33 protein-coding genes and 2 pseudogenes are annotated in these 25,274 nt (G+C 49.7%); 10 read left to right on the forward strand and 25 right to left on the reverse strand.

All coding sequences use genetic code 11. From position 1 onward, the window contains the following. Both EJL02_RS12850 and EJL02_RS12855 read right to left on the reverse strand, forming a co-directional pair. Positions 1 to 705, reverse strand: coding sequence for a JAB domain-containing protein (locus tag EJL02_RS12850; protein ID WP_125116761.1), 705 nt, complete (start codon positions 703 to 705; stop codon positions 1 to 3). Between the two features lie 23 nt (positions 706 to 728). Continuing rightward, positions 729 to 1,328, reverse strand: coding sequence for a GNAT family N-acetyltransferase (locus tag EJL02_RS12855; RefSeq protein WP_125116762.1), 600 nt, complete (start codon positions 1,326 to 1,328; stop codon positions 729 to 731). Positions 1,329 to 1,585: 257 nt separating this feature from the next. Between EJL02_RS12855 and EJL02_RS12860 the strand changes: the two genes are divergently transcribed. From EJL02_RS12860 to EJL02_RS12870, 3 genes are read left to right on the forward strand one after another with little or no spacing between them, the layout of a single operon-like run. Then, positions 1,586 to 2,140: a DUF4364 family protein gene (locus EJL02_RS12860; protein ID WP_164510425.1), complete on the forward strand. Its 555-nt coding sequence runs from the start codon at positions 1,586 to 1,588 to the stop codon at positions 2,138 to 2,140. Next, positions 2,137 to 2,514 carry a CidA/LrgA family protein gene (locus tag EJL02_RS12865; RefSeq protein WP_164510426.1) on the forward strand — a complete coding sequence of 126 codons (378 nt, stop codon included), beginning with the start codon at positions 2,137 to 2,139 and terminating at the stop codon, positions 2,512 to 2,514. The genes EJL02_RS12860 and EJL02_RS12865 overlap by 4 nt, the downstream gene beginning before the upstream one ends. Further along, positions 2,507 to 3,199 carry an LrgB family protein gene (locus EJL02_RS12870; RefSeq protein WP_125116765.1) on the forward strand — a complete coding sequence of 231 codons (693 nt, stop codon included), beginning with the start codon at positions 2,507 to 2,509 and terminating at the stop codon, positions 3,197 to 3,199. The genes EJL02_RS12865 and EJL02_RS12870 overlap by 8 nt, the downstream gene beginning before the upstream one ends. 97 nt (positions 3,200 to 3,296) lie before the next feature. Here EJL02_RS12870 and EJL02_RS12875 read toward each other — a convergent pair. Further along, positions 3,297 to 3,470 (reverse strand): annotated as a pseudogene (locus EJL02_RS12875) (NADH peroxidase); the annotation flags it as partial. A 165-nt stretch (positions 3,471 to 3,635) separates the two neighbouring features. On the opposite strand from EJL02_RS12875, the gene EJL02_RS12880 reads away from it, so the two are divergent. After that, on the forward strand, positions 3,636 to 4,847 hold the full coding sequence (locus tag EJL02_RS12880) for a tyrosine-type recombinase/integrase (protein ID WP_125116766.1): 1,212 nt from the start codon (positions 3,636 to 3,638) through the stop codon (positions 4,845 to 4,847). Between the two features lie 54 nt (positions 4,848 to 4,901). On the opposite strand, the gene EJL02_RS12885 is transcribed toward EJL02_RS12880, so the two are convergent. The 5 genes from EJL02_RS12885 to EJL02_RS12905 form a co-directional block, all read right to left on the reverse strand. Next, positions 4,902 to 6,281 carry a hypothetical protein gene (locus tag EJL02_RS12885; protein ID WP_125116767.1) on the reverse strand — a complete coding sequence of 460 codons (1,380 nt, stop codon included), beginning with the start codon at positions 6,279 to 6,281 and terminating at the stop codon, positions 4,902 to 4,904. A 22-nt stretch (positions 6,282 to 6,303) separates the two neighbouring features. Then, entirely contained in the window at positions 6,304 to 7,341 is a 1,038-nt protein-coding gene (locus tag EJL02_RS12890) for a helix-turn-helix transcriptional regulator (protein WP_164510427.1), read from the reverse strand. Between the two features lie 106 nt (positions 7,342 to 7,447). Beyond that, positions 7,448 to 8,011: a tyrosine-type recombinase/integrase gene (locus EJL02_RS12895; protein WP_243114498.1), complete on the reverse strand. Its 564-nt coding sequence runs from the start codon at positions 8,009 to 8,011 to the stop codon at positions 7,448 to 7,450. 160 nt (positions 8,012 to 8,171) lie between these two features. Continuing rightward, positions 8,172 to 8,819, reverse strand: a complete 648-nt coding sequence (locus EJL02_RS12900) for a SprT-like domain-containing protein (RefSeq protein WP_125116770.1) — start codon at positions 8,817 to 8,819, stop codon at positions 8,172 to 8,174. Between the two features lie 129 nt (positions 8,820 to 8,948). Further along, positions 8,949 to 9,227 carry a hypothetical protein gene (locus tag EJL02_RS12905; protein ID WP_080907055.1) on the reverse strand — a complete coding sequence of 93 codons (279 nt, stop codon included), beginning with the start codon at positions 9,225 to 9,227 and terminating at the stop codon, positions 8,949 to 8,951. Positions 9,228 to 9,435: 208 nt separating this feature from the next. Between EJL02_RS12905 and EJL02_RS12910 the strand changes: the two genes are divergently transcribed. Beyond that, on the forward strand, positions 9,436 to 9,642 hold the full coding sequence (locus EJL02_RS12910; RefSeq protein WP_125116771.1) for a helix-turn-helix domain-containing protein: 207 nt from the start codon (positions 9,436 to 9,438) through the stop codon (positions 9,640 to 9,642). A gap of 11 nt (positions 9,643 to 9,653) precedes the next feature. After that, positions 9,654 to 9,785: a hypothetical protein gene (locus EJL02_RS14600; protein ID WP_279221219.1), complete on the forward strand. Its 132-nt coding sequence runs from the start codon at positions 9,654 to 9,656 to the stop codon at positions 9,783 to 9,785. A gap of 54 nt (positions 9,786 to 9,839) precedes the next feature. Here EJL02_RS14600 and EJL02_RS12915 read toward each other — a convergent pair whose 3' ends face one another. The 7 genes from EJL02_RS12915 to EJL02_RS12945 all read right to left on the reverse strand — a co-directional run bounded on the left by EJL02_RS12915 (position 9,840) and on the right by EJL02_RS12945 (position 13,474). Next, positions 9,840 to 10,148: a hypothetical protein gene (locus tag EJL02_RS12915; protein WP_125116772.1), complete on the reverse strand. Its 309-nt coding sequence runs from the start codon at positions 10,146 to 10,148 to the stop codon at positions 9,840 to 9,842. A gap of 154 nt (positions 10,149 to 10,302) precedes the next feature. Further along, positions 10,303 to 10,545, reverse strand: a complete 243-nt coding sequence (locus EJL02_RS12920; RefSeq protein ID WP_125116773.1) for a type IV toxin-antitoxin system AbiEi family antitoxin domain-containing protein — start codon at positions 10,543 to 10,545, stop codon at positions 10,303 to 10,305. A gap of 3 nt (positions 10,546 to 10,548) precedes the next feature. Beyond that, entirely contained in the window at positions 10,549 to 10,842 is a 294-nt protein-coding gene (locus EJL02_RS12925) for a hypothetical protein (protein WP_125116774.1), read from the reverse strand. Positions 10,843 to 10,854: 12 nt separating this feature from the next. Further along, on the reverse strand, positions 10,855 to 12,225 hold the full coding sequence (locus EJL02_RS12930) for a hypothetical protein (RefSeq protein ID WP_125116775.1): 1,371 nt from the start codon (positions 12,223 to 12,225) through the stop codon (positions 10,855 to 10,857). A gap of 114 nt (positions 12,226 to 12,339) precedes the next feature. Beyond that, a complete protein-coding gene (locus tag EJL02_RS12935; RefSeq protein ID WP_125116776.1) occupies positions 12,340 to 12,519 on the reverse strand; it encodes a hypothetical protein in 180 nt (59 codons plus the stop codon). Positions 12,520 to 12,837: 318 nt separating this feature from the next. Further along, a complete protein-coding gene (locus tag EJL02_RS12940) occupies positions 12,838 to 13,266 on the reverse strand; it encodes a hypothetical protein (RefSeq protein WP_125116777.1) in 429 nt (142 codons plus the stop codon). 13 nt (positions 13,267 to 13,279) lie between these two features. Further along, positions 13,280 to 13,474 (reverse strand): ribbon-helix-helix protein, CopG family, encoded by a 195-nt coding sequence (locus tag EJL02_RS12945; protein WP_125116778.1) that lies wholly within the window; start codon positions 13,472 to 13,474, stop codon positions 13,280 to 13,282. 110 nt (positions 13,475 to 13,584) lie between these two features. Here EJL02_RS12945 and EJL02_RS12950 point away from each other — a divergent pair, with 110 nt between their 5' ends. Further along, positions 13,585 to 14,664, forward strand: a complete 1,080-nt coding sequence (locus EJL02_RS12950; protein ID WP_125116779.1) for a hypothetical protein — start codon at positions 13,585 to 13,587, stop codon at positions 14,662 to 14,664. A gap of 60 nt (positions 14,665 to 14,724) precedes the next feature. Here EJL02_RS12950 and EJL02_RS12955 read toward each other — a convergent pair whose 3' ends face one another. The 5 genes from EJL02_RS12955 to EJL02_RS12975 all read right to left on the reverse strand — a co-directional run bounded on the left by EJL02_RS12955 (position 14,725) and on the right by EJL02_RS12975 (position 17,354). Next, positions 14,725 to 15,165 carry a hypothetical protein gene (locus tag EJL02_RS12955; protein WP_125116780.1) on the reverse strand — a complete coding sequence of 147 codons (441 nt, stop codon included), beginning with the start codon at positions 15,163 to 15,165 and terminating at the stop codon, positions 14,725 to 14,727. Between the two features lie 39 nt (positions 15,166 to 15,204). Further along, positions 15,205 to 15,414 (reverse strand): hypothetical protein, encoded by a 210-nt coding sequence (locus EJL02_RS12960; protein WP_125116781.1) that lies wholly within the window; start codon positions 15,412 to 15,414, stop codon positions 15,205 to 15,207. Between the two features lie 40 nt (positions 15,415 to 15,454). After that, on the reverse strand, positions 15,455 to 15,889 hold the full coding sequence (locus EJL02_RS12965; protein WP_125116782.1) for a hypothetical protein: 435 nt from the start codon (positions 15,887 to 15,889) through the stop codon (positions 15,455 to 15,457). A 477-nt stretch (positions 15,890 to 16,366) separates the two neighbouring features. Further along, positions 16,367 to 16,909, reverse strand: a complete 543-nt coding sequence (locus EJL02_RS12970; protein ID WP_125116783.1) for an NADH peroxidase — start codon at positions 16,907 to 16,909, stop codon at positions 16,367 to 16,369. Between the two features lie 34 nt (positions 16,910 to 16,943). Then, positions 16,944 to 17,354, reverse strand: a complete 411-nt coding sequence (locus tag EJL02_RS12975; RefSeq protein WP_125116784.1) for an RrF2 family transcriptional regulator — start codon at positions 17,352 to 17,354, stop codon at positions 16,944 to 16,946. A gap of 356 nt (positions 17,355 to 17,710) precedes the next feature. Between EJL02_RS12975 and EJL02_RS12980 the strand changes: the two genes are divergently transcribed. Then, entirely contained in the window at positions 17,711 to 18,193 is a 483-nt protein-coding gene (locus tag EJL02_RS12980; RefSeq protein ID WP_330548628.1) for an RNA polymerase sigma factor, read from the forward strand. Then, positions 18,190 to 19,224 (forward strand): hypothetical protein, encoded by a 1,035-nt coding sequence (locus tag EJL02_RS12985; RefSeq protein ID WP_125116785.1) that lies wholly within the window; start codon positions 18,190 to 18,192, stop codon positions 19,222 to 19,224. Before EJL02_RS12980 ends, EJL02_RS12985 begins: the two co-directional genes overlap by 4 nt. Positions 19,225 to 19,280: 56 nt before the next feature. Here EJL02_RS12985 and EJL02_RS12990 read toward each other — a convergent pair whose 3' ends face one another. Next, positions 19,281 to 20,276, reverse strand: a complete 996-nt coding sequence (locus EJL02_RS12990; protein ID WP_243114500.1) for a CAP domain-containing protein — start codon at positions 20,274 to 20,276, stop codon at positions 19,281 to 19,283. A gap of 167 nt (positions 20,277 to 20,443) precedes the next feature. Then, the gene (locus EJL02_RS12995) at positions 20,444 to 20,905 is read right to left on the reverse strand and encodes a glycosyl hydrolase family 18 protein (protein WP_243114511.1); all 462 of its coding nucleotides are present in this window, start codon (positions 20,903 to 20,905) and stop codon (positions 20,444 to 20,446) included. 219 nt (positions 20,906 to 21,124) lie between these two features. On the opposite strand from EJL02_RS12995, the gene EJL02_RS13000 reads away from it, so the two are divergent. After that, a complete protein-coding gene (locus EJL02_RS13000) occupies positions 21,125 to 22,546 on the forward strand; it encodes a hypothetical protein (RefSeq protein ID WP_125116787.1) in 1,422 nt (473 codons plus the stop codon). Between the two features lie 254 nt (positions 22,547 to 22,800). Here EJL02_RS13000 and EJL02_RS13005 read toward each other — a convergent pair whose 3' ends face one another. The 3 genes and pseudogenes from EJL02_RS13005 to EJL02_RS14250 form a co-directional block, all read right to left on the reverse strand. Beyond that, the gene (locus tag EJL02_RS13005; protein WP_125116788.1) at positions 22,801 to 23,484 is read right to left on the reverse strand and encodes an RloB family protein; all 684 of its coding nucleotides are present in this window, start codon (positions 23,482 to 23,484) and stop codon (positions 22,801 to 22,803) included. Next, positions 23,481 to 24,698 (reverse strand): AAA family ATPase, encoded by a 1,218-nt coding sequence (locus tag EJL02_RS13010; RefSeq protein ID WP_125116789.1) that lies wholly within the window; start codon positions 24,696 to 24,698, stop codon positions 23,481 to 23,483. The genes EJL02_RS13005 and EJL02_RS13010 overlap by 4 nt, the downstream gene beginning before the upstream one ends. 241 nt (positions 24,699 to 24,939) lie before the next feature. After that, a pseudogene (locus EJL02_RS14250) lies at positions 24,940 to 25,274 on the reverse strand (N-acetylmuramoyl-L-alanine amidase); the annotation flags it as partial.

The following is a 25,274-nucleotide window of genomic DNA, read 5'->3' on the forward strand; positions in this document are numbered from 1 at the left end:
TTACCTCCTCTGTCCCAGCTGGCCGGCGCGCAGCTTGCGGATGGATGTATATTTTCCGCGCGCCACGACGCAGTGGTCCACCAGTTCCAGCCCCAGCCCGGCGAGCGTCTGCTCCAGCCGGCGTGTGGCCAGCAGATCGGATTCGGACGGTGTGACCGTCCCGTTCGGGTGGTTGTGCGCCAGCGCCACGCCCGATGCGTCGCACAGCAGCGCGGTCCGGGCGATCTTGTAGGCGTCCACCGTCACCTGCGTATGGCCGCCGCGGGCGATCTCCTCGCACTTGATCACGCGGCCCGCCCCGTCCAGATAAGCGGCCAGCAACACCTCGTCCTGCTCGCCCGCAAACTGCGGCACGAAATAGGCGCCGATGCGTTCGATGGTGTTGAGCCTGTCGCTGTGCCGCTCGCTTTTGGCGACGTCCTGCTGATACCGCGCGCACATCGCATACGCCAGCCGGAGCAGCGTGGCCGCGCGCGGCCCGATGCCCTCCACCTCGCAGAGCTGCTCAGCCGGCGCTTCCAGCACCGCGTGCAGCGAACCGAAGCGCGCGAGCAGCCGGTGCGCGGTCGGGTTGGTATCCACGCGCGGGATGGCGAAAAACAGCAAAAGCTCGAGCGCCTCATGGTCGCTGAACACGTCCAGCCCGAACCGGCGGAACTTTTCCAGCACGCGCTCGCGATGGTTCTGATGCAGCTTTTCCGCCATGCCTTCGCCCTCCTCTTTGGTGTTTACAGATGGATGCGCTGTTCGGCCTGCCGCAGCGCACGCGCCACCAGCGGGCTGTCCTGAATCTCGGGGAACGGGACGGTCGGCTGCGGCTCGCCCTCGTGCGGGCGCAGGATCTTGCCCATCCACAATACGTCCCGCCACTGGCCGAACTTGTACATACTCTCCTGATAGGCGCCCGAGATGATAAAGCCCATCGCCTTGTGGAACTTCATCGAGCGCTCGTTGGGCGAAGTGATGCCGACATAGATGTTATAGTATCCCTGCATGGCAAGCAGTTCAAACAGCGCGGCATAGATCGCGCCCGCGATGCCGTGGCGGTGCCACTCCTGCGCGACGTAGATCGACGTCTCGACCGACCACTGATAGGCCGCGCGCGTGCGGTGCGGGGACGCATAGCCGTAGCCGACGACTTCACCGTCGATCGTGCACACGAGCCACGGCAGGCGCTCGCCATAGGTGCGCATGCGCCCGAGGAATTCCTCGAGCGTGGGCGGCTCGTATTCGCTCGACACGGTGGTCTGGATCACATACGGCGCATACAGCGCCAGCATATCGGCCGCGTCGCTTTCCTTTGCGACGCGCAAAACAACTTCCGACATAGTTTTTCTCTCCCGTTGCGATATTTTCCGTCATTCTATTATACCGCGCGGGCTTGGCTTGTTCAACCGGTTTTTGCCGCTTTTGCCGCCAAAAATCGTACATGCGTTCGCCTGTTCTTTTGTGCGCTTTTCCGGCAAAATCGAACAACGGAAACCGCTGTAAAACGCGCATCCTTGTCCGCTCAGCCGATTGCTTTTTCCCGTTGTTTGGGGTATACTACTGTAAGCGATTTTTCAATAAGGGAGGCTTGCGCATTATGGTTCGTCATGGTTTCATTCACTCGAAAGAAGATATCAAATTTCTCGTTCTGTTCGCGATGGATTTGCTGCCCTTTCCGGTCAGCTTCAGCACGGTCGTGGATCTGACGACCTGGTGCGATGAGGGCTTCGGTTATTTTGAACTGAGCGAAGCCTTTTATGAGATGGTGCCCACCGGCCACATCGAGGAGGTCCCCGGCGATCCCGAGCCCACTTACCGCATTACGGACAAGGGCCGTGAAGCCACGCATGTGTTTGAAAAGCAGCTGCCCTATCCGGTGCGCGAAGCCGCACAGCGCTCCGCGCTGCGCGTGGTGCGCCAGATCCGGCGGGACGCGGCCATCCACACGTCGGTGACCGAGCGCAGCGAAAACGACCTGACCGTCCGCATGGAGATGGAGCAGGTGTTCGCCGTGGAGATGGCAGTGGTCAGCCGCGGACAGGCCGCGATGCTCGAGCGCACCTTCAAAAACAACGCGGAGGCGATCTACCAGACCTTATTGAGTGCCATGACCGCAGATTACGAAACCGAGAAAGAAGACGAAACCCCTTGAACTACATTAAGCAACTGGGCGTACTGCTCGCCTGCTGCGTCGCAGGCGACGCGCTTTCCACTCTGCTGCGCGGTGCGCTGCCCGGCAATGTGCTCGGGCTGACGCTGCTGCTCCTGCTGTTGATCTTTGGCCCCATTCAGGAGCACCATGTGGCGCATACGGCGGATTTTCTGCTGCAAAACATGGCCTTTTTCTTCCTGCCCGCCTGTCTGGGCGTGCTCGAAATCTTCGCGCAGATCAAAAGCGAGATTCTGGCCATCCTCGCGGTGTGCGTGCTGACCACGCTCTGCACTGCGGCGGCCACCGCGCTGACCGTCCACATCGTATTCCGCCTGCAGAACCGCGAAAGTGAGGAGGCGTTCGACCATGACTGATTTGCTTTCCTCGTCGTCCTTCTGGATGGCGCTGTCCATCGGCTGCTACGCGCTGGGCGTCAAAATCCAGCGCAAAACCGGCTCGGCGCTGTGCAACCCGCTGCTGATCTCCGCCCTGCTGGTCGGTATCGTCCTGGTCGTGACCGGCACCAGCTACCAGACCTATGAAAGCGCCGGGCAGCTGATCTCGTTTTTCCTGACCCCGGCGACCGTCGCACTGGCCGTGCCGATCTACCGCAAGCTGGATGTGCTCAAGAAAAATCTGGTGCCCATCCTCGCCGGCGCGCTGGTCGGTTCGCTGACCTCCATCCTGAGCGTGCTGCTGTTCTGCCATCTGTTCGGCCTGTCCGGCACCACCACCCGCTCGCTCATCCCGAAATCGGTCACCACGCCGATCGGCGTGGCCCTGTCCGAGATGCTGGGCGGCCTCGCGCCCGTGACCGCGATCGCCGTGGTGTTCACCGGCATCGTCGGCGCGATCCTGCTGCCGACCTTCCTCAAGTGCATCGGCGTGCGCAACCCGGTGCAGATGGGCCTGTCCATCGGCACAGCGGCCCATGCGGTCGGCACCTCGCGTGCGATCGAACTGGGCGAGACCGAAGGCGCGATGAGCGGCCTTGCCATCGGCGTGGCCGGCCTGCTGACCGCGCTGCTCGTATCGGTCGGCTCGATCCTGTTCGGATAACCCGAAATCAAAAGCGGTCTGCATAACGCAGGCCGCTTTTTTGCACCAAAAAAAGAAGGAACCGGAGTTCCGGTTCCTTCCTGATGGGCTTTTTGAATTAGCCGAAGTAACGATGCAGCAGGCCCTCGAAAGCCTTGCCATGACGGGCTTCGTCGCGAGCCATCTCGTGGACGGTGTCGTGGATGGCGTCCAGGTTCAGCTCCTTGGCCTTCTTGGCCAGGTCGGTCTTGCCCTGGGTAGCGCCGTTCTCGGCGTCCACACGCATCTCCAGGTAGCCAAACGGCTGCGCCGTTCGGCGCCGGACAGCGTGCAACAGCACGAATTGGGCTTCCTTCGGTGTTTTTGGTCATTTCCCCTCTTGCCACAATTGGATATTTTTCATTTGTGACGATTCCGTTTATTGCCACAAAAAATCCACAACACAGGAGGATTTGGCATGGCAAAGCAGAATGACGCAGGGATCTACAAATTGAAAAATGGGAATTGGGGCTATCGCTATGTTGTGATGGTCAATGGCGTCCGCAAGGAGGCCAGGAAAACCAAAGATGAATTTGGTACGCCCTTCAAAACAAAACGGGAAGCAATAAAGGCGCGGCAAGCTGCCATTGACCGGGAACAGAATTCCCGCAAGCCCAAACCTACGGTGCGGAAAACCATTCAGGAGGTCTATCAGGAATACTGTGCCACGGGCCGTAGTGATCGGGCCTACAACACCATCCGCAAACAGGACAGCTTGTGGAAGAACCACCTTTCCGCTCGGTTCGGCAACCGCTTCGTGGATGAAGTCAGCGCGGCGGAGGTGGTAGACTATCTGACGGAGCTTTATTGCGGGCGGGGCCTCTCCTACCGCTATGTGGAGAGCTTTCTAAAACAGTTCTACTTGCTCTTCGGTCAGGCGTATTCCCGAAACTACCTAGATGTGGATTCCTACAGCAAGCTCTGTATCAACAAAGATACCAAAATTCACATGCCTAAACTGAAAACGGACGATGATCTGGATATTGTGGCGTTCAGCAAGGAAGAACTTGCCGTATTGGATGATTACTTCCATGGAACCAATGCGGAAACGGCGTACTTGCTGGGACGGTATTGCGGCCTTCGTATCAACGAGTGTTACGGCCTCAAATGGTCAAATGTCGATGTGGTCAACGGGACGATCTTGATTGACCGTCAAATGCAATACCAGAACGGCCTTATCAAACTGGTGTCGCTGAAAACCCGCAACGCCAAACGCACCATTTACATGTGCGACAAATTGAAAGTGTATTTTCAAAAGCTAGCCGAGCGACGGGAACAGGATATGCTCCAATACGCCACCCTGCGGGAACAGAACCAGCGTATCATAGAGGACTTAGGGGGCAAGAAGATTCCTTCCACGGAGCTTGTGAACTGTCTACCAGATGGAAAAATCCAGACGGTGAACTCCATGAAATACCCCTCGCGGGAACTCAAAAGCAAGTATCACATCATGTTCAAATACCACTACCTGCGCCACACCTACGGAACCATGATGGCAGAAATGAATACCCCCACCCACCTTCTCTGCAATCAGATGGGACACGGGAATATCCAGGTCACGCAGCGGTATTATATTGCTCTTTCCAGAACAGGCATTGATATTTTACGGGATAATCTAAATCAGCTATAATTAAGAACTTTTAAAAAGATAGCAAAAGAAAGAGTAAGTTTCAAATGTTTATTCTTAATTATCAACATCCTTTTTTAAATCTTGAGAATATTCAAAAGTAGTTAAAAGAAGTTTCCTAATTGACGACGGAGTATTAAAACTGGTAAACATTCTAGAAAAAATTCCTTGTCCTACTTCTATGGATACATCATCTTTTTCTATCAAAATTCCTTGTCCATTAACATCAAATATTTTATTTGAACCCTTCATCTTTGAATTAGCTCTAGCAGTTTCCTTTTTACTCATCCATCTAATCGTACATCCTTCTTTTTCAAATGTATCTAACCATTGTTTTAAATCTAGTGTCATTTTAATGATTTTCTTTCCTAAAACTAGATCTACTATAAAACTATCCGAAAAAGGATGCAGAAATACAGGATAAGAAAGCGGATCAAAAAATGATGCTCGCATATCATAAATTGGCATTTCTATTTTTAATCCCTTGGCCCACATATCAAATACCTGGCTTGGAAATTTCTCGACATCATAAACTCCTATTAAAAGGCACCCTTCAATAACAGATATAGAATATCCTTTCTTATGACAACTTTCTGACAACTGTTTTAATACATCTACAAAAGTGTCTAATTCTATTTCATCTTGAATTACTCTAATCTTTTGCCCCGTTAGTAAATCCGTTCCATATCCCGTTGAAACTATTTCCTGTACCTTACTAGACTTATCGATCTGCTTAACTGCCCGTTCAAAATGTTTTATAAAATGCTTATCTTTATCTTTTAGTCTTAGTTCTAAATACCTGGGACATTTAACATCTATTGCCTCATCTATTATTTCAAAAATCTCCTCATTAACAGGGCCTTCTTTTAGTTCGGCAATTTTGATACCTTCATCTTTGCTGATGGTTACTACATCCCCTATTTGAATAAAAGATGTCAAATCACTAATTAAAACAAAAGCGTCAGGGTGATCTTGTGTATAATATTTTGCAAAGACTATCTCGGAGTCTAAGTTAGAGTCTGTAATATCAATCCGCTCTTGCCCACAATAAAATCGTCGCAATGTAGATAAATCGTACTGAAAAATTTGCCAAGCAATAGCATCCATTAATTTTCGTAAAACATGCTCCTGAAATATTGCATGATTTAGGGCTTGATTAACTTCTCCTGACAATGCTTTATTGTGTTGTCGTCTAGCATCTGCCAAAGATGTTTTTAACCTTTTTTGCTCTAACAATATCTTTCTGAGAAGATAGATTACACGATCCTGTGCTGCAAAAAAGCCTTTATGAACTTGAGTTATAAACTCCTCAACTTGTTCTTGCTCCTTCGCCAGATCATCAAGGCTGTTGAAACCAAAGTTTATATGTCGAATGCCATATTCTCGAATATAGTATATAAGGTTTTTCAACTCACGAGAAAATTTCGTATCATTCATCAATACTTCCCTCTCTCAGTCATTATTCAAAATACAGCCCGCTAATTTCATCAATAAAAGCTTTCATATCTTGTATCGTATCAACAGGATTTAAAATTTTTGCTCTCTTTCCGAACCCACATACCCACGCAAAAAATTGATTGCTGATTTCTACATCGGCGGTCACAACAAAATGCTTTTCATCGTCCCGCCTATAAAATACATCGGGACTTGTTCCAAACCGCTCGACTGCCGTATCAAGCAAGGAATTGATAAACCGGATACTGACGCGCTTCCGCTCCCCGCCAAACATGGAGAACACGCGGCGGGTATAACTTTCGATGTCGATTTTGGAAAACTCTTCTGCTCCCTCTCGCGGTTCATTAAGAAGTTTTACTTCCTTCATTCGATCAACACGATATGTAGCGATTTGTGGTGCCTTTCTATTACCAGCAGGCCCATAACCCAGCAGATAATAATTCCCTTCGTTTATCAGCAACTTGTAGGGGCTTACTTTGTAAATGGCCCCTTTGCGGCGCTCCACCTGTATTATTCCGTTTTGAAGTGTATATTTCAAATATTTGAAGCTGATTTTCTGCGGAATGTGGGGCTTGCCGTCTTGCCTGGTAGCCATAGCCTGATTGATCTTTGTAATGATCGCCATGGTTCCCTTTTGGGTTGTTTTCACCCGGTCGCACAAAAACACTTCCCGTTGAAGCTGCTCCGCCTGATAGGTGCTGCAAAACTCGCCCAGCGTGTCCACCAAATCTTTCGCTTGCCGGGCGGATATGAACTTTGCCGCATGGACACACTCGGCCAGCAACCGCAGATCATCAAACTCAAATTGACGGGACAGCAGCCGGTATTTCCCGCCCTGCCCGCCTTCTATATCCATCCCAAACACATCCCGCAGGGCGGCAATATCCCGGTAGATGGCGCGGCGCTCCGCTTCAATCCCGCACTCATTTTTCAGATAGTCCACTACATCCCCGGCGGTAACAGGGTGGTTCTCGTCGGAGTTCTCCAAAAAGTATTTGGCAACATAGAGCGTTTTCACTTTTTGGTTTTCTGACTTTGCCATGTGTGCCGCCTCGCTTTCCCGGTCTTGTGTCCAGTGTATCATAAAATCAGGAAAAAGGCAGCAGCAAAGAGTATTGGGGCCGCTCGTGTCGAGCGGCCCCAAGCTGTCAAACAAGCTGTGCGTGGTTCTGTATTGCTGTTTCGATCCGTTGCGGCTCAATTCCAATATACCGCTGTGTGACGGCGGCGGAACTGTGCTGTAATAGCCGTTGTACCAGGGCAATATCATAGCCATTCGCCTTGTATATCTCCGTGGCGTACCACTTGCGAAAGCTGTGCGTGCTGATCCCCTCAAAGCCCAAGTAATTGCACACGATATGGAGCTGCTTCTGTATAGCCCTCTCGGTGATAGGGAATATCCGGGCATTTCGGTCTATGCCGTTGCGCAGGCAGTAGTTTTCTATGTATTGCTGGATAACCAGCGGAACGGTGAACACCCGGCCCTTGCCGGTTTTCTGCTCGGTGATCTCCAGGCGGTATCTGTCCCCGTCCCGGACAATATCGCAGGGCCGCAGCTTCAATATATCGCTGATCCGCAAGCCTAAATTTCCTTCCAGCACCAGGGCGGTGGCTATTCGCTCATTAGGGCGGCAGCCGCTGAACCCCTCGCGCATGGTCTGTATAATCTCCTTGTATTGCTCGGTGGTGAGCGCCTTGGTTTTCTTGTTCATGGTGGCCTCCATCGTCAAAAGTTCGTTTTTTCAAGCGGGAAAGTTCGTGTATTTCGGGCGGCGGTGGAAAGGTCCTGTGATTGCTTGGTTTTGGTGTTCGTATTTCTGGACTTATACGAACTTCGGGAAGTGGGCGGGAATTACTCCCCGCCCTTCCCTGTCAACCGGCCAGCACCATCCGCTCATTACAGTCCAAGCAAGCGATATTTACCGCTTTGGTAGCCCGAACGGAATTCCCGCAGCAGGGGCAGATATACTTTCTCGTGCTGGACGGACGCGGCGGCGGGGTGGTTCCTGTGCCGCTGTGCGTCCCGGTGCCGGTGACCTGGAAACTGGCAAATTCATTGCGGTTTATGAGAATGTCGGTCAAGCCGTTCTCCAATACGAAGTCCAGCAGCTCGTCAGATGGGCTTGTGTGGCTCCATCCGTATTTGTCGCTATGCTCCACTATCAGGCCATGGGCTTCGGCGGCGGCTTTGAAGCGCCGGTTGTGGTAGGTGTTGCCCCGGCTGCAATCCTGCACGCCGTTCTCGAAGTTGTAGTAGTGAACCATTTCGTGAAGCAGGGTCGCCGCCACTTCCTCAATGGGGCGAGCCAGTGTCCCGGCCCCGATATTGATTTCATGGGTGCCGCCCAGCTTGGAAACCCAGGTATCTTCCCGGAGGGAGAAGTGCCCGTAGGCGCGGGGCGTGGACTGGATGGTGATGGTGGGTCTTGAAAGTGTACCTTCAAAGAATTCAGCGTTTAGCAGATCGAACACTTTGTTGAGATACCCGGCCACGCGGTTATAGCTTGTCAGTTCCTTCATGTCTTTATCTCTCCTGTTCTTGATTTTGGGGAGAGGGCAAGCTATAATGTTCTTGCCCTCTCCGTTCTGGTTTGGGTGGAAGTCCTTTGCCTGTGAGCTTTGGTCGGCGTTCAGGCAAGGGGCTTTTCTTCATGCGCTGATGGTGAAGCGGCGGCTCTGGCTCTGCTTGGTGAAGGCTTTGTAGAGGTCGCCGTACACCTTTTTGAAAGCGGTGGTGTCGAAGCGGTTGGAGAGAACGGAAGTCCAGCGGACGATGTACTTTCCAGCGGCCAGCTCTTCGGTGTCGCGCTCCATCATTTCGGCCTTGATGCTGTCCCGAATGGCTTCGGCCTCCGCCTTGGCCTCTTCAATAACAGCCTCCCACTCGTTCAGCGCCTCGATCTTGGCTACCAGTTCATTCTTGCTCATGTTCAGCTCTCCTTTTCTTTTATTGGGTGTTCCCCTTTGTTGATTCTATATTACACCTTTTTTAAGTGTAATTCAATCCGCAGAGTACACAAATATTACACCTAAATTATGTGTAATATTAACACTTGAAAAGAGTGTAATTCTGTGCTAAAATGAGGACAATGGAAGAGGAGCGCAATTTTTTATGCGTCCAGAGAGGAGAAAAGCCATGCCCATCAAATACAAGGTTGATGTAATTGCAGCCCTGAAAGAAGCAGGGTACAACACTACCAAGATTCGGAAAGACAAGATCATGGGCGAAGCCATGTTGCAAAAAATTCGCAGCGGCCAGATGGTTTCTTGGGCCACACTTGAAACTATTTGTGAACTGCTGAACTGCCAGCCCGGCGACCTGATCGAGTACGTCAAGGAATAGGAGATGCTGCCATGTTTGGAGACACAGACCTGCCCCTTGCCCTCATTATGGAAGAGATTTTAGGTTGGGAGAAGAAACCCGGTCAAAAGGATGAAGAAGAGGGAGAAAACCAGCAGAAAGACACAACTTTCAAAAAGTTTTGATGCAAAAAGAGAAGTCGGAGAGAAGTTTCAATAACTTCCTCCGACTTTTTGCATTTATTTAAAATAATACTTGACCGTCTTATCCAGCTTCTCGTGGAACGCCTGGGAAAGCTCCTGCTCGGCCTTGGCAGTGATCTTCTTGGTGCTGCTGTCAATCACGCTTTTTGCCACAGCATCCACCAGATCGCGCCGCTGCATGAGAAAATCATAGAAGCGCTGGCGGCGGCTCTGCTCGTCTTGCCAATCCGCCTTCGCCCGCTTGTAATTTTCAAAAGCATTTGGGGCGGACCTGCTTTGTGCCGCAAGTGCGGCCTCTATCTGGGTGAGATGGTTCGCGCTGTCCTGGCGCTCAAAGTCCTGCAAAATCTAAAGTAGTTCGTGAAACATGAACGTTTCCTCCTTCTAATAAATTTTGAATATACACTTTCAAGTGTGGAAGCGGCAATTCGCGTGTACCTAAAATCCTATTTTAATTTAATTATTATGGGAAACTTGGTACACGCGAACAGCGGCAGATTTAACTTGAAATTCTTCGATAATGGTTCCTACACACGCGCTCAATCAACCCGTTTTTGATGAGACGTGAAATTTTGTCTTTGTTTATCCCTTGTGCGGCTAATTCGGCGGCAGTCCATTCATCTCCTGTGACCGCTGCAAAGTTCCGCTCCGCCGCTGCGCGGCTTCTCGCTTTTCCTAACTTGGCGGCATTTTCTTTATTTGAAGCGGCGGTGATGTTGTATTGATAATCTTCAAAGGCCAAATCCTACATACTCACATCAAATGACCTTGTCTCGGCCCATGCAAAGTCTGGGTTACTTTTATCCAGCTCCACCTTGTAAATATGTTCTCCGAGCGGAATACCGTCAACATCGTTGTAATCTAGCAAAGCTTTGATGTAATTCCCAATTCTTAAATCGCACTCGTCCAACGCTGGTTTTGTCAGCCCCATTCTTACACCATTACGCCACCAAAGGCGCGGCTTTAGGATAGCTTGTAAACGGTCGTACTTCTCCTTGTATGAAAGTTTTTTACTCCCGATAGCAAGACGAATTTCCATATTTACACGGGCCTATTGCTGGATGGCTTCAAAGCGCAAAGTAATATCATCGTTTACAATCTCATAGTGCCGCACTCCTTTTTCCACCTCTACCGTGTAAAAGGCGTTTTCGGTTCGCGGCAACTCCTTTTTCAAATTCGGTGCCCATCCATAATAGACCAACAGCGCGGCGGCTTCTTCCTCTGTATTGGACACATCTAAACACGCCTGCCAATTTTGACTGAGTTCAACATTTGTTGTGTAATGTAAGGCAAACTGGATGAACTTTACAATCTCATTTCCATTAGTAAGCGGCGGCGGCATTTTATACTTGCGTCTGAAATAAAAGATTGCCCGGTATCTCTCACTGTATGGAAGCACTTGCAGCTTATCATTAAGTGGCTTCACTTGCTTTTTATAGGACTTGAACGCACTTCCAGATAGTAGTGCGATTACATCATAAGCAGTTACCGATTTATTTCCGCTGTCGGGCAATAAGAAGCGGTCTGAATTCTTTTGAAGCTGGATAACCAGATCGCCAAACTGAAATTGCTCGTCCGGGAGAGGTGCAGCGGTGGTGCTATCTTCCAGCATACTGAACCAATTATCTCCGAGCGGAAGCGGGACTCGCGACTCTGCGTTTTGGTTTGGCTCTTCCTCCAGATCGTCAAGTTCGTTTTGAGTCCCCTGCATAATGTCGGCCCAATTGCTATCCCAAAGTTTACTATCCGGCCCAATCTCACAAATATAGTCCCATGTGTTCACACAACTTTGAGGCTGGAATGTTTCCCCAGGCTTACTCCAATACAGGAACACTTTTCCACCTAAATCAGCGCCGAACACATGAAAAATATCAATACCAACGGAAAGCCATTTTTTCTGTTTCCAGTTAGGTGATTTTTTCTCTTTCAAATCGGCAAAGACCCTTCGCTGCTCTGCGCTCATTTGCTGCAATAGCGCTTCTTCGGAACGCTCTTCCAGCATGGGATAACTCCTGTTGCCTTTACTGCTTGCGTGTTTGCCTTTGCCTCTGCTCATGGGACGCGACAAGTCAAAGTTTTCCTTGATAAGCTGATAAAGTTCTTGCGTCTTATCGGTCAGCCCAACGGTATTGTCCCATGGCTCCCATTCATAAATGAAATGGCGTGCGTCACAGAACATATCCACCTTGTTCTTGCCGTCTGTTGTGACATTGCTCATTTTGCAGACAAAGCTCGGGGTTCCGCCTGCCGTCAGCAGATTGATGCCGTCAAAAAGCGGCGTGGCGGCGGTTTTGTCTACTCCATAAAACATGTGATAGCCGCCGCCCTGTGACCGTGTTACCTTATCGGCCAGTTGATAAGCCGCTTGAAAGAAACTGCTGCCAGTGTCGATCTCTCCGTCGATCTTGTCAAAGTCGATCACAAAAATATAGAGGTCACCATACTTGGCGCAATCCAGATACAGGCTGACACGCAGACTATCGTCACCGCTGGTACGCTTATCTCTTTGCCAATATTCATTGAGCGTTTGAACTGCCTATTCATAGGAAAGCTCATAGTATCGGTAGAGTTCACCATCTTTTCCGCCAAAGAGCTTTTTCGGCCGTCCTTGTCCGTCAATATACATGGGGACTTTCATCGTCTTGCTTTGTTCGCCGCTGCCACTCTTGGACTTGCCGCCCAAAACAAAGCAATTGTTGTAGGTTGAAGCGTTCATGTGGGTTAGTCCTTTCTTATAGAATAAAACAAACAGCAAGGAAACTGGTGATCCCCTAGACGGGATGGAAGCAACCCACAAACTTCCAATACACCTACTGCCTTGCTGCTTGTTTCATCCTACAAAAGAGCGATTTTTAGCTTTTTACCTCTTTCCTACTTTCTATTTATATTATAACACAAAAAATTTTTTAGGGCAAAAAAACGGAATAACGCTCCCATTTTCCTGATTCTGCAACAAAGTAATTACCTTTCTTTGAAAATTCGTCACTTTACCTTTTGAAGTTGCCAGCACTTCTCAAAAGTTCTTTCAGAGTTGTCAGTTTTGTTCAGAAGTTGAGCATTTGCGGGTGAAGATTGCTTCTTGAAAGTGCAGTTTCAACTTGGAGCGGAACCCTGATTGCGAGCGGGTGAAGGAATTACCCTCGCAAGAAGGCGACCGGGAAGGGGTGGGATACCCCCATGTAGAGTGAATAAATGTTCCGGCCACACCAGGGCGGGGGATGGTTTCGGGATAGCGCATTTGTAATTCGCGGCGGCGGCTTTTCTTGGCATTTTTCCCGACCGCTGAAAAAAGACGGGGAACACGGACGATTGCGGCAGACACGGGAGTTGGCAGCGTACAAATAAAATTTTCACGAAACACTATGCAGCCAGGATATTGTATTGACCACATAGGGCCGTTAAGATTATTGTGTGAGATTAGATGTGCTTTGATATAGAAAATGGGAGGCAGAATTTCTTCCACTTCCCATCCACGTTTATTCTTCCACTTTTACAATGTCGATTGCTGCATCCAATAAAAGATTGATTAACTCATTCCTGGAGCGATTTGTTTCTGCTGACAATGCATCCAGACGATCAATCATTTCCTCTTTCATACGAACTGATACAACTTTATATCCATCATCGCCCCGTCGAGCGGCCTTTTTTGTAATTTTGATTTCCTTTTCCATGCTGTCACCCCGCTTATAGTTTTAGTGTACCTTGACAGCATTAGTTTTTATATACTATAATATTATAGTTAATATATACTATATTTTTATAGTTAAAAAGGAGTGGTAAAATGAAAAAACAACTGTCTCTTGTACTTGCAGCAACCTTGATGCTATCTTTGGCAGCGTGCGGCAGTGGAGAAACACCGAACGGCGGGGCATCCGAAACTGAAGTTAATGCCACACAAGAGGCGCAAAGCGGCTCTATTCAAAGTAAAGGGCTATTTCTCATAGAACGGGCAGAAGGAGATGAATTGGACGATCTAACCGCCCAGGAAACCTATTTGATTCATGTCTACGATATTGTGCCAGATGAATCTAAAAATGTAGATATGGGTGTTTTCGAGTCCAACTATTCTATAACAATGAACGGGGTCAATACTTACGAACCGTTGTATGCGCCAGCCAGCTATTCCCTTGACAGCCCCACTACTCCCAATCGCGCTCAATACTTTATGCTGGCCAGCGGCTATGCAGCTCCTCCAGAACTTGGAACCGTTCTTGCCGGGGGCGACCCGATCCGGGCCATGTCTATTTATAAGATCAACACGAACGACATAAAAGATAACATGACTGCAACATTTACGGTGGATAGCTGCGACGTATTCGATTGTGAAATAAATTTTGATCGGGATGACATTATCAGTATTGCCCGATTTGACGATGTTTTCCAGATTGAAGATAATCCGACAGACTATCAGATTGCCGCCGCTTATTTCCAGCGTGTAAAAACCATCTGCAACAACTCCATGACAGGCACTTTGTTTAACAAATTGGGCAGTAATGGTCTGACCTCTTATCAGGACGGTATTACGGTCATAAAAGGCTGGTACGATTATGCTGTATTCAGCGCTACACAGCTAGAGGGCTTTACTGAAGAGCTGGCAGACGCGGAAACCGCCATTGCACCCGATGATATTCCCCGCTTTGACCGTGAAGCTGTAAAACGCGTCCATCCCGATTTGCCGGTAGACGAGTTTGAGGACGCGCTGGCATCTTGGCTGACCAATGGACAAACCGCTTTGGACGCACTAAGCGGCGGACAGGATAGCGGAGAAGCCGGTGACTTGGCCGACACTGCCATTGCAAACATGCAAACATACGGCCCACAAATCATAGCATACTACACCGCAAAACTCAGCAATCAATAAAGCAAAGAGAGGACGGTACACCAGCAGTACCGTCCTCTCTCATTTTGTATTTCATTGTTTTCAAGCGCCCTTCTGCTCCTTCTTCTCTTCCTGCTTCTTCTGAAAGGCAGCAAGATCAATCACCTTGGGCGCATTGTTGCCAAAATCGGGCAGCTCCTTGTACTTGGGGAACTGGGCCTCAAACCAATCCCGCACAAATTTGTACGGGCTGGGCTGCTCCAGGGAACAGGTCTTGACTACCTCAAACTGGGCCAGCAGCTCGTCGGCGTTCTGGAACACGCTCATGTACTTCTCCATATTGGCGTAGGTCAGGTTTTTGGTGGGGCGGGCCTTCTTGGGAGCGCGGCGGGTCTTGCGGATAATGGTCAGGCCGGGAAAGTCGGCGCGGATTTGCTGCAACAGCTTGTACTCCTGAGAAGTGGGGTTGCTGGCGGCATCCTCAAAAGCCTTGGTCATGGTCAGGGTGTTGTTCACAAAGTCGATCTTGTAAGTATTCTTCATGGTATTTTCCTCCTTGATAGTTCTGAGTTGTTGGTTGTCTTAAAAGTCCAAGTAGAGGTCAGGGGTATCGTCTTCGAAAAGGGGATGGCCGGGGTGGGCCCCTCGCAGACTGTTGTACTGGTCGGTGAACTCCGCTTTCAGCGCTTCATCGGTCAAGCCAGTCAAACGCTCTCTTTCTTTGTGGTACTCTCCATCGGTGGTGCAGAAGAGCAGCAAATAGCCAATCATGCGAGTACGGGTAAATTTCATAGTATCAAACTCCCTTCGTTTTGAAATGTGTACTTCAACATTAGAAATTGGAAACGACCTTAAGGTTGTCGGCGTCCTCGGCGGTAGGTTCTGCCGCCTCACCGTTGTCAGCAAAGAATGCCTTGTATTCGTCATACTTGGGGAACTTGGCAAGGAACCAGGCCAGCACCGCACGATAGGGATTCTGCTGGATGGCGGCGGTCTCCTTCTGATCGTTGAACTCCTTGATAAGCGCCTTGCCGTTGGGCTGCATGTTCAGGAAGCGCTCCATGTTGGCGTAGGTCAGATTCTTGTAGGTGCGCTTGCTGGTGTTCTTCTTAATGGTCTTGGTCACCATCTGGGCGCTGGGGAAATCCTGGCGGTAAGCTCTCCACTCTCTGTATTCGGGAGTACCGAAGATACGGGCCTGCTTCTCGAAAGCCTTGGTGACCTGGGCGTGGGTATCGTCGATGTAGATGATAGCGTTCTTTTTCATGGTGATATTCTCCTTTATTTCATTTATTTTTGTTTTGAGAGATTTTGTTTTTCTCTTGTTCTCTGTCCCTCTTTGTGCTTTAAGTATAGCATGGGCAAAGAGAAAACCTGTACTTTAATAGTGACATGTGATATAATCAAACTATGAAAAAAGCAGCCCCGAAGGGCTGCTGAAATGGAAAGAAAACCGCCAATTTTGATCCCGTTTGGCTTCTATCCGATGAAAAGTCGCTGCTTTTTCTTCTGATGGGGCCAAAAGTTCATAAAAGTTGATGGTTTTTCTCAAAAACTTGTTGTTAAGCGGTGAAAACCGCTTGATATAGGGCAAAAAACGGAATATCCACATGTGGAAGGTTTTCCATCGTGGGAAAGAGAGAAATGCCACAAAAACATCCACAATGAGCCGCCGTAAGTGCAAAAAGAGAGGGAACCGGTTTCCCGATTCCCTCTCGAAAAGTGCTTGTTTATCCGGTTTGGATTAGCCGAAGTAGCGCTTCAGCAGGCCCTCGAAAGCCTTGCCATGACGGGCCTCGTCGCGCGCCATCTCATGTACGGTGTCGTGGATCGCATCCAGGTTCAGAGCCTTGGCACGCTTTGCCAGGTCGAACTTGCCAGCGGTAGCGCCGTTCTCAGCGTCAACACGCATCTCGAGGTTCTTCTTGGTGGAGTCGGTTACGACTTCGCCCAGCAGCTCTGCGAACTTCGCAGCGTGCTCAGCCTCTTCGTAAGCAGCCTTCTCCCAGTACAGGCCGATCTCCGGATAGCCCTCGCGGTGTGCAACGCGCGCCATCGCCAGGTACATGCCAACCTCGGAGCACTCGCCCTCGAAGTTAGCGCGCAGATCCTTCATGATGTCTTCCGGAGCGCCCTGCGCTACGCCGACAACATGCTCAGCCGCCCAGGTCTTCTCGCCGGACTGCTCCTTGAACTTCTCAGCCGGAGCATGGCAGATCGGGCACTCAGCCGGAGCCGCTTCGCCTTCATAAACATAACCACATACGGAACAAACGAACTTCTTCATGATTTTTTCCTCCTGGTATCCTTTTTATAGTTTTTTATTTTTGGGACGGAAGAAAACGATCCATCGTAATGGAACAAAGCTGTTCCCGCAGAGACCGGTTGATCTCGGAGAACACGCGATGGAAATCGCATTCCTTCCGGTTGCCGACACGGGTGCACTGAAATTCATTGGCCAGGCAATGGTTGATCGCGATAGGCCCGTCAATGCATTCAATGATCTCACCGAGGGAGATTTCAGAAGGCGACCGGTTGAGCTCGTACCCGCCTGCCACGCCTTTGTAAGACTTGGTGATGCCGGACTGGGTCAGCTTGCGCAAAATCTTGAGTGCGAACCGCAGCGTTACGCCCGCCGATTCCGCCACATCCTTTGCACACTGCTTGCCCCCTGCCAGCGCCAGGCAATAGGTCACGCGGATTGCATAATCCGCTTCATGTGTGATTCTCAAGTCGTTCCTTCCTTTCTCTAATTGGAACATCATCAGTATAGTATTGTTCCAAGGAATTGTCAATAGTATTTCGTGAAATTTAATATATTTTTTTATTTGATATCAGTTATCAATAGTATCAATATTTTCCACTTTTTCCAGTAACAGACTTAACTCTACCTGACAGGGTCAGTATACCACATTTTCGAGTAAATGTCTATGAATTTTACTGGCATCCTGCTATGCCTTCTATATATAACGGATGCAAAAAAAATCGCAGTCACGCAAACCAAAACGCCCGCCCGTTCGTCTAATCTATGAAAGCAAAACCCGCCGGGACGGCCGTCCGCAGCTGCTTTCGGAAAGGACCACCCGCCATGATGGACAAAACCGAATTTACCGCCGCCGTGCTGGCCGCCGAGCCGACACTGTACCGCGTGGCAAAATCCATGCTGGGCAGCGAGCACGACTGCGCGGACGCCGCGCAGCAGGCGATCCTGCGCGCGTGGGAGCAGCTGGACACGCTGCGCCGCCCGCAGTACTTCAAAACATGGCTGACCCGCATTCTCATCAACGAATGCACCGCCATCCTGCGGCTGCGGCAGCGCACCGCGCCCTACGAGCCGGAACAAGCCGAAGCCATCCCCGCCCCCACCGCCGCCGACCACAGCGACCTGTATGCCGCGCTGCTGGCGCTGGACGAAAAACTGCGTCTGCCCGTGGTGCTGTATTATCTGGAAGGCTTCAAAACGCGCGAGATCGCCGGCATGCTCGGCATCCCGGAAGGGACGGTCAAAAGCCGCCTGCGCGCCGCGCGCGAACAACTCCGCAAAGACTTGGAAGGAGCGTGCTTTGCATGATGCACCATACCGATTTTCCCCCCATGACCGCCGCCTTTGACCGCCGCGTGCGCGAAACGCTCGACGCCCTGCCCGCGCAGCCGCCGCAAAAGCGGCGCGTCCCCCTGCGGCGCATCGTGTCGGTCGGCCTGGTCGCCGCGCTGTGCATCGGCGGCACGGCTTTTGCCGCCAGCGACCTGCCCGCGGCCATCGGCCGGACGTTCACCCTGCTGCTGCACGGCGAGGACGCGCAGCTATTGCAGGACTACACCGTCACCCCCGCGCCGGGTACGCTCGTGGACGAAAACGACCACTACCGCCTGTCGGTCGAGTCCGTGCTGTTTGACGAGAGCGCGGGCGCGGGACTCATCAGCCTGCACCTGCAAAATAAAACCGGCGACGGCGTGATGCCGTTTGAAACCAGCAAGCCGATCGCCGAATACCAGGCAGAAGGAATCGCATGGGGACAGTTTGCCGAATGTGTTTCTGTGCAAGAGGGTCAATATGATTTTCAGGTCGTATACGGCAATCTTGGCTTTTGCGGCGGCCGATTCTATCTGGACACCACCCGCTCGACCGAAAACGACTATTATATCGAAGGGGCGTTTATCCCCGGCATCGCACAGGACTACGCTGGCGGTGCGCTGCGGCTGGAAGCCGCCGAGCTTGGCCGCTCAATCCAAATGCCGGACGGATTATCCTATCGCAGCGCACCCGCGCTCGCGGTCGAGCTGCCGGAATTTGAGCAGATGCCCTATTATCAGACCGCAGACGGCCGCGTGACGCTCTCGCAGATCGGGCTGCATATCGTCGACCCTGAGATGTACTCTGTGGTCGACGAGCTGGACACGGTCACACTCCACATGAAGGACGGCAGCGAGCAGGTCATCATCGACCGCGAAAGCGGCATCGACCAGACGCTCTATGCGCTCGGCAACAGCCAGGGCGACGTCGGCTACGACACCGCGACCTACGTCCTCGCCCGCTCGTTCGAGCTTGCGGATGTGCAGGCCATCGTGCTCAACGGCACGGAATACCCGCTGTCCGAATAAGCCAAACCCAAAACAGGCCGCGTTGGCGGCCTGTTTTTCGTTGCGCGCCGTATCGCTTACGCGGTGAACAGCTGCGCCCAGTACGCGGTGCCGTTTACCACCGTGTAGCCCACGCCGATGGTCGTGAAGCTCTCGTTTAAGATATTCGCGCGGTGGCCGGACGAGTTCATCCACGCATTCACCACCTGCTGCGGCGTGGACTGGCCGTAGGCGATGTTCTCACCCGAACGGGTATAGGACACACCCGCCTCGGTCAGCGCGGTCGAGAAGGACGAGCCGTTCGGACGCGTATGCGAGAAGGACTGCACGGTCTCGGCCGCGCGCACCTGCGCCGCCTGCTGTACAAGGCTGTCCACCTTCAGCGCGGACAAGCCGTACTTGGCGCGCTCCGCATTGACCAGCGCTACCACCTGCGAGGCATAGTCGCCCTGCGAGGTTCCGTTATCCTGCTCGGGCGTCTCCTCCGGGGTTTGCTCGGGCTGTTCCGGGGTCACTTCCGGCTGTTCCGGGGTCACTTCCGGCTGCTCCGGGGTCACTTCCGGCTGCTCCGGGGTCACTTCCGGCTGCTCCGGGGCCTGATCGGGCTGCTCTGCGTCCGGCGTCTGCTCCGGCTGCTCGATATCCGGCGTTTGCTCCGGCTGCTCGATGTCCGGCATCTGCTCCGGCTGCTCGATGTCCGGTGCTTCCTCCGGCTGCTCTGCGTCCGGCGTCTGCTCCGGCTGTTCGATATCCGGCATTTCCTCCGGCTGCTCGATGTCCGGCATTTCCTCCGGCTGCTCGATGTCCGGTGTCTGCTCCGGCTGCTCGAGGTCCGGCGTCTGCTCCGGCTGCTCCACGTCTGGTGTCTGCTCCGGCTTATTTCCCGGGAATTGGCCGCAGATCAGCGCGAAATACTTTTCCAGCAACTGTTGCCGGAAACCGGATTCATATACATAAGTATAGACGCCTGCCGGGCGGTTCACCGCCTCCAGCGGCAGGTCTGCCGCCCCCGCCGCCGCGGTGGTCGTCATCACCGCCGCCAGCGCCAGCGGTACGATTTTCTTCAGCTGCATGATATGCTACCTCCTTGGTGTTTGGTTGCTGTTTCTGGTGCCCCTTGCACCATGTGCCAGAGTATAGCGTGTTTTGTAACCGTTTTGCAATGGAAATTGCTGCGCGCATCCCCTATATGCAGCAAAAACCGACCGAAAAAGGGATTTTTCGGTCGGTTTTCCGTCTTTTATGCCCGTTTCTCGATGTCGTACAGCTGGCTGAGCACCAGCCAGAGCTGCGGAAAGTAACGCATGATGTTCCACACGCTCACGCCGCGCAGCCGGTATTCCCCGGCCAGCGCCAGCTTGGCACGGATGGAGCGCGCGTCCTCAAACCAGACCTCGTGCTCGGCACGCTCGCGCCAGTAGTTGTAGTGCGGCGACTGCGCCTCGGCGTTAAAGCGGATGGGCGCGCCCACCTGCACCGCCTGCTCGACCGCCTGCACGTTGCCCAGGCTGCGCGCGCGGCTCTGGCCCTTGATGTAAGGCAGCGTCCAGTCATACCCGTAGTTGGGGATGCCCAGAAAGATCTTTTCCGGCGGGATCTGCGAAACTGCAAAGCGCACCACCTGCTCAACCTTGTTGATCGGCGCGACCGCCATCGGCTCGGAAAGGGCATAGCCCCATTCATAAGGGTGGGGAGGATACATAGCCGAAATTCGCATTAAAATGAGGTCGCTGGATTTCTTCTACAATGCAAAAAATACATTCTTGATAGGAAATTTATTGCAAATTAAACAAATTCAGGCTATACTATTCTGCATAAATACCATTGTTATCTGTGCCCAATAGACTACCTCAACGAAACCGAAGTTTAATGACAACAATTTTGAAGAACATCCTAAAGCAACTGGTCAGGAGGGATTTTATTGAAAAAGCCAGAAAGGCTGATTGGCTTTGTAGAATACAAAGGAACTAATTATCCATTTGAATTTGATGAAGATACTTTTTCTCTCCGCTTATTCCCACCAACCGAAGAAATATGGAACCAAGATTCTACCATTTCCAATATTTTCAGCGGTCTTAATACTGATCTACGAAAGCATGAGTGGATTGGCACCCAGCGCCTACAAGGGGTTACCTCTGAACGGAATAACATAATTTTCGAAGTTTTAGAGCACAAAGGAAATCAAAACGGTTTCTATACTTTTTCAGTTAATTGGTACTTTTATTATTCCGCTAAGTTGGATCCGAACCGAATAGACGGGTTTAAGATTGCAGGTGAAGAAGTAAATTATTTTTTCCCGCCCCAGAAAGCATTAGAACCAGAAATCGAGTTTAACGAAGACAAACAAACTCTACGGAAAATGTCTGTGACTGCAAAAGATCAGATTACAGAATCATGTGGTAAATATCGTGTAGCAAAAAATACGGATGCCAATATGACGGTTGAATCATATGCAGCCATGCATTTTTTCACCCACATCAACCCTATTGACGCTACAAGTATATTTGTTACAACTTTTTCTAAATCTGTAAATCTCAATTCTTTAATTACTGCGTATCGAAATCTTCTTCTTTTCTTCATGTACATTTCTTACCGAACTAACATGGCTATTCGTTCAGCAGACGTTTTCTCCCTAAATGACCAGCAGGAAAGAGATTATCAAGGATTGCTTGTTTTCAAGCCTCGCAGTGAAGTTGAAACCCACAAATCTGCTCCGGATAAGATTATCAAGTTTTCTCTTTTGAAAAGCAAAACCGGAGCACTTATTACCAGTATGAAAAACGGGGAAATTGGCTTTCAACACTTATGCGATTCCATTGAAGATGCACACCATTATCCCACAAGTAGAATCATAATGATTCTGGGAGAATTTGAACGGGAGTTTCGCAACATCTATGGAAAAGATTGTGACCGCTCAGCGGACTATATTTTAGTCAAAAATGATATTTTAGCTCTCATTGAAAACTACCGAAACTCCACAAGTGGGAAACGTCGAAAGTATGCTGGACAATTATGGAAATATGTTGATAACAGAGACAGCAGTTTTGAAACAAACCTCAAAAAAGCACTAAAGGATTGCGAAGAAATCTTGAAGCCTTTCACCAAAAAACGCTATGCAGGTGAATACGAGGAAATCATTTCGAATTTGAGCTCTCGAATGGGCGAAGTTCGGAATGGCATCGCGCATAGCCGTTTGGATCTCCATTTTGACGCAGTACATCTCTGTGATATTAAAATCGTCGAAGAGCTTCTTTACGCCATGAGATTGAAAAAGTTGCGACTTAAGACTCCGGAAATCCAAAAAGCAATCAACAATTTATTTATAGAGCATATATCTCTATAACTACTCCTGTCAAGGCATTGTTCATAATTGATCTTCTGTGTGTATGACAAAGCCCCGGCTTATTAGCCGGGGCTTTCCCGTGTCCATATTGAACACCGTTACTTTCAAATTGCTATAGAACACTTTCGAATCCCATCATCAGCTCCAATGCATTGAAGCAATGAACAAGCAGCGCTATAACACAGATCAAAATATTAACCAAGAATCCTTTACAGAATGCATCATAAGACAGCGCACAACATGTACGATGCATCCTACTCGTCCGGAAGGAGTTCTTCTAAGTATGGCTTCAATTCCAATATCAACTCATACACTTTTGTGCATGGATTTCTTTGAGACGGCAGCAAAGATTCATCATACTGTTTATCCAATTTACGTGCATTTTTTACTGCCTTTTGCAATCCACCATTTGCACTCAACATGGGAAATAGTTTAATCGCCTCATCTGTCTTATGTGCATGATCTAACCCGGTAATAGCGTTTACACGTGAAGACCACTCATGTGCCAGTGCCCCCGCGTCATAATAATTATGATGCAAACAAAGCCACAACTCAAAGCACACATTACTCCAAGCAATACGATATCCCTTTGCTTCAGCCCTGCATATTGCGTCATCAAAGTCCACGAAATTATCTCGATCAAACACTAACCAAACATGCTGGTATACTTTATTTCCTCGTGAGACATACTTTTCCGCTTCTTCAAGAAGCCTCCCTGTACTGCAGCCGGCTCCCTCACAACAAATAGCCGGTCGAATTTCGATCTGTCCTTGCTTAAATTTTTGTTCAATATACTGTTTTATCCCATTAAAATATCCCGGCTCAGTTTTTGTCCCTTCAGTAAGAATCAAAAACGAATCTGGCGCAGATGATCGAAAGTTATGCGCTCTTTCTCTCGGTATCCCACTTTTACGTTTTTCAAAAAACGTTCTGCTCATTCTACGTTCTCCCCCAGAATCGGGATAGCACCATAATTTCCTGCTAAATAGTTTTTCCTCAAAGAGGCATCATTTCTGACTTTGAAATCAGCTAACGAAAACAGTTTAGACTCATTCCCTATTTTCTCAACAAACCAAACCTGATCTCGACGCATATATTTCTTATCCAACAAATTCACATCATGCGTTGCAAAAATTAATTGTTCATTTGCTCCATTTTCATAAAACCGATTTACGAAATATTTTGTGAGCAATGGATGCAAATGCGCATTCATTTCATCGAAAACATAAGTGCACTCATAACTCATTTCATTCCCAACAATTAAATATAATGCCAATGCTTTTATTGTTCCTGCAGATTCTTTTTCCAACGGCATTAAATAGCGATTGCCACTATCATCCACATGAATTGTATATACCTGTAAATCACGGTTATCTTGCTGATACATCTCAAAATCAACAATGTTAACATCAATTTGGTTTAGATAACTTATTAGTCGTTTCTTAGCTCGCTCTTTTTGCAATTCGTCTTCTAAACGAATGCTAACCCATTCCTGACTCATATTTGCCCGACTAACATCCCAAACAAACAGAGAAGTGCACGCCAACCGAGCATGTGTCCAAACGGTATCAGGCAATTTTATCTGGTAGAAAAATGTTAAAAGCAATACTTGGTCTTTCAAACCTGGAACATATTTCTTGCATTCATGATCAACTTTTTCGCCAAACTCGATACCACTGGTCACATCTCTTTCAAACACAACCTCTTGTTTGCCTTCTTTTTTATTAATATATAACCATTCATATTGAATTGAAAATTCATCATAGGTAAAACCATACTGATACTCTACACCAAAAAGTGATACACATGCTTCAAATTCAGTTGGTTCATGTGAACTATTCTGATCAAATTGAAACGGGGTATAATATTTTCTCAGTGCACGGTCTTCCTTTAGATCGATTATGGGATTCACATGTTCGGAAGTGTTTGACATTGAATATAATATCATGTTACGAAAACATTCTATCGCCTTTATAAAATTACTTTTTCCACTTGCATTTGCACCATAAATTGCAGCCGTTTTCACAACATTCTGATTTCCCGCCTGCATCACGTGATCCGGAAGTTCCTTATATGCATTTACTGCCCGCATATCGAAAAAGGCTTCTTCGTGAAACGGGCCGTAATTCTTAAATCGAAACCAAAGTAACATTCCACATACCTCCTACCGCTTATTATAACCAACCCTCGCAGAGATTCCAATACTTTTACGAAAAATCCGTATTTTTCTTATCTGTATCTTCTCTTGCTTTTCTGTTTTTTGTCTTTTTATACTATTCATTCAAATCATCATTTACACTTACCACTATCGAACACTTCTTTTAAATAAAGAGAAGCCTATGCATTTTCTGCACAAGCTTCTCTTACCCCACATATAATAGCAAAAATTACGATTATTTCACAATCCGATCCAGCAGCGCGAACACCTCGCCGCGGGTGATGGGATCGTCAAACCTTGTCTCGTCGATGCGCACGCCCTTGGCGATCAGGCTGTCGTAATACGGCTGCGCCCAGTGCTCCTTGGCGAGCTGCTCCGGCTCAGCCGAGGCGTCCTGCTTCCCGTCTTCCTCCGGCTCGTCGTAGGGCAGGCCGAGCGTATCGAGGATACCCTTGGCGTACGCGACGCCGAACGCCTGCTGCTCGGCCAGCGTGTCGGCCTGCGCAGCATCCGCCTTGGTATCGACAAACACGCCCTCGCAGATCACGGCGGGCGCAACCGTCTCGCGGA

It is taken from the genome of Agathobaculum sp. Marseille-P7918, from assembly GCF_900625105.1.
Classification (GTDB): Bacteria; Bacillota; Clostridia; order Oscillospirales; family Butyricicoccaceae; genus Agathobaculum.

Coding starts and splice junctions, on each gene's coding strand:
- EJL02_RS12850 (WP_125116761.1), bottom strand. CDS start 705: ATGGCGGAAAAGCTGCATCAGAACCATCGCGAGCGCGTGCTGGAAAAG.
- EJL02_RS12855 (WP_125116762.1), bottom strand. CDS start 1,328: ATGTCGGAAGTTGTTTTGCGCGTCGCAAAGGAAAGCGACGCGGCCGAT.
- EJL02_RS12860 (WP_164510425.1), top strand. CDS start 1,586: ATGGTTCGTCATGGTTTCATTCACTCGAAAGAAGATATCAAATTTCTC.
- EJL02_RS12870 (WP_125116765.1), top strand. CDS start 2,507: ATGACTGATTTGCTTTCCTCGTCGTCCTTCTGGATGGCGCTGTCCATC.
- EJL02_RS12880 (WP_125116766.1), top strand. CDS start 3,636: ATGGCAAAGCAGAATGACGCAGGGATCTACAAATTGAAAAATGGGAAT.
- EJL02_RS12885 (WP_125116767.1), bottom strand. CDS start 6,281: ATGAATGATACGAAATTTTCTCGTGAGTTGAAAAACCTTATATACTAT.
- EJL02_RS12890 (WP_164510427.1), bottom strand. CDS start 7,341: ATGGCAAAGTCAGAAAACCAAAAAGTGAAAACGCTCTATGTTGCCAAA.
- EJL02_RS12895 (WP_243114498.1), bottom strand. CDS start 8,011: ATGAACAAGAAAACCAAGGCGCTCACCACCGAGCAATACAAGGAGATT.
- EJL02_RS12900 (WP_125116770.1), bottom strand. CDS start 8,819: ATGAAGGAACTGACAAGCTATAACCGCGTGGCCGGGTATCTCAACAAA.
- EJL02_RS12905 (WP_080907055.1), bottom strand. CDS start 9,227: ATGAGCAAGAATGAACTGGTAGCCAAGATCGAGGCGCTGAACGAGTGG.
- EJL02_RS12910 (WP_125116771.1), top strand. CDS start 9,436: ATGCCCATCAAATACAAGGTTGATGTAATTGCAGCCCTGAAAGAAGCA.
- EJL02_RS14600 (WP_279221219.1), top strand. CDS start 9,654: ATGTTTGGAGACACAGACCTGCCCCTTGCCCTCATTATGGAAGAGATT.
- EJL02_RS12925 (WP_125116774.1), bottom strand. CDS start 10,842: ATGGAAATTCGTCTTGCTATCGGGAGTAAAAAACTTTCATACAAGGAG.
- EJL02_RS12935 (WP_125116776.1), bottom strand. CDS start 12,519: ATGAACGCTTCAACCTACAACAATTGCTTTGTTTTGGGCGGCAAGTCC.
- EJL02_RS12945 (WP_125116778.1), bottom strand. CDS start 13,474: ATGGAAAAGGAAATCAAAATTACAAAAAAGGCCGCTCGACGGGGCGAT.
- EJL02_RS12950 (WP_125116779.1), top strand. CDS start 13,585: ATGAAAAAACAACTGTCTCTTGTACTTGCAGCAACCTTGATGCTATCT.
- EJL02_RS12955 (WP_125116780.1), bottom strand. CDS start 15,165: ATGAAGAATACTTACAAGATCGACTTTGTGAACAACACCCTGACCATG.
- EJL02_RS12960 (WP_125116781.1), bottom strand. CDS start 15,414: ATGAAATTTACCCGTACTCGCATGATTGGCTATTTGCTGCTCTTCTGC.
- EJL02_RS12965 (WP_125116782.1), bottom strand. CDS start 15,889: ATGAAAAAGAACGCTATCATCTACATCGACGATACCCACGCCCAGGTC.
- EJL02_RS12970 (WP_125116783.1), bottom strand. CDS start 16,909: ATGAAGAAGTTCGTTTGTTCCGTATGTGGTTATGTTTATGAAGGCGAA.
- EJL02_RS12980 (WP_330548628.1), top strand. CDS start 17,711: ATGATGGACAAAACCGAATTTACCGCCGCCGTGCTGGCCGCCGAGCCG.
- EJL02_RS12985 (WP_125116785.1), top strand. CDS start 18,190: ATGATGCACCATACCGATTTTCCCCCCATGACCGCCGCCTTTGACCGC.
- EJL02_RS12990 (WP_243114500.1), bottom strand. CDS start 20,276: ATGCAGCTGAAGAAAATCGTACCGCTGGCGCTGGCGGCGGTGATGACG.
- EJL02_RS12995 (WP_243114511.1), bottom strand. CDS start 20,905: ATGTATCCTCCCCACCCTTATGAATGGGGCTATGCCCTTTCCGAGCCG.
- EJL02_RS13005 (WP_125116788.1), bottom strand. CDS start 23,484: ATGAGCAGAACGTTTTTTGAAAAACGTAAAAGTGGGATACCGAGAGAA.
- EJL02_RS13010 (WP_125116789.1), bottom strand. CDS start 24,698: ATGTTACTTTGGTTTCGATTTAAGAATTACGGCCCGTTTCACGAAGAA.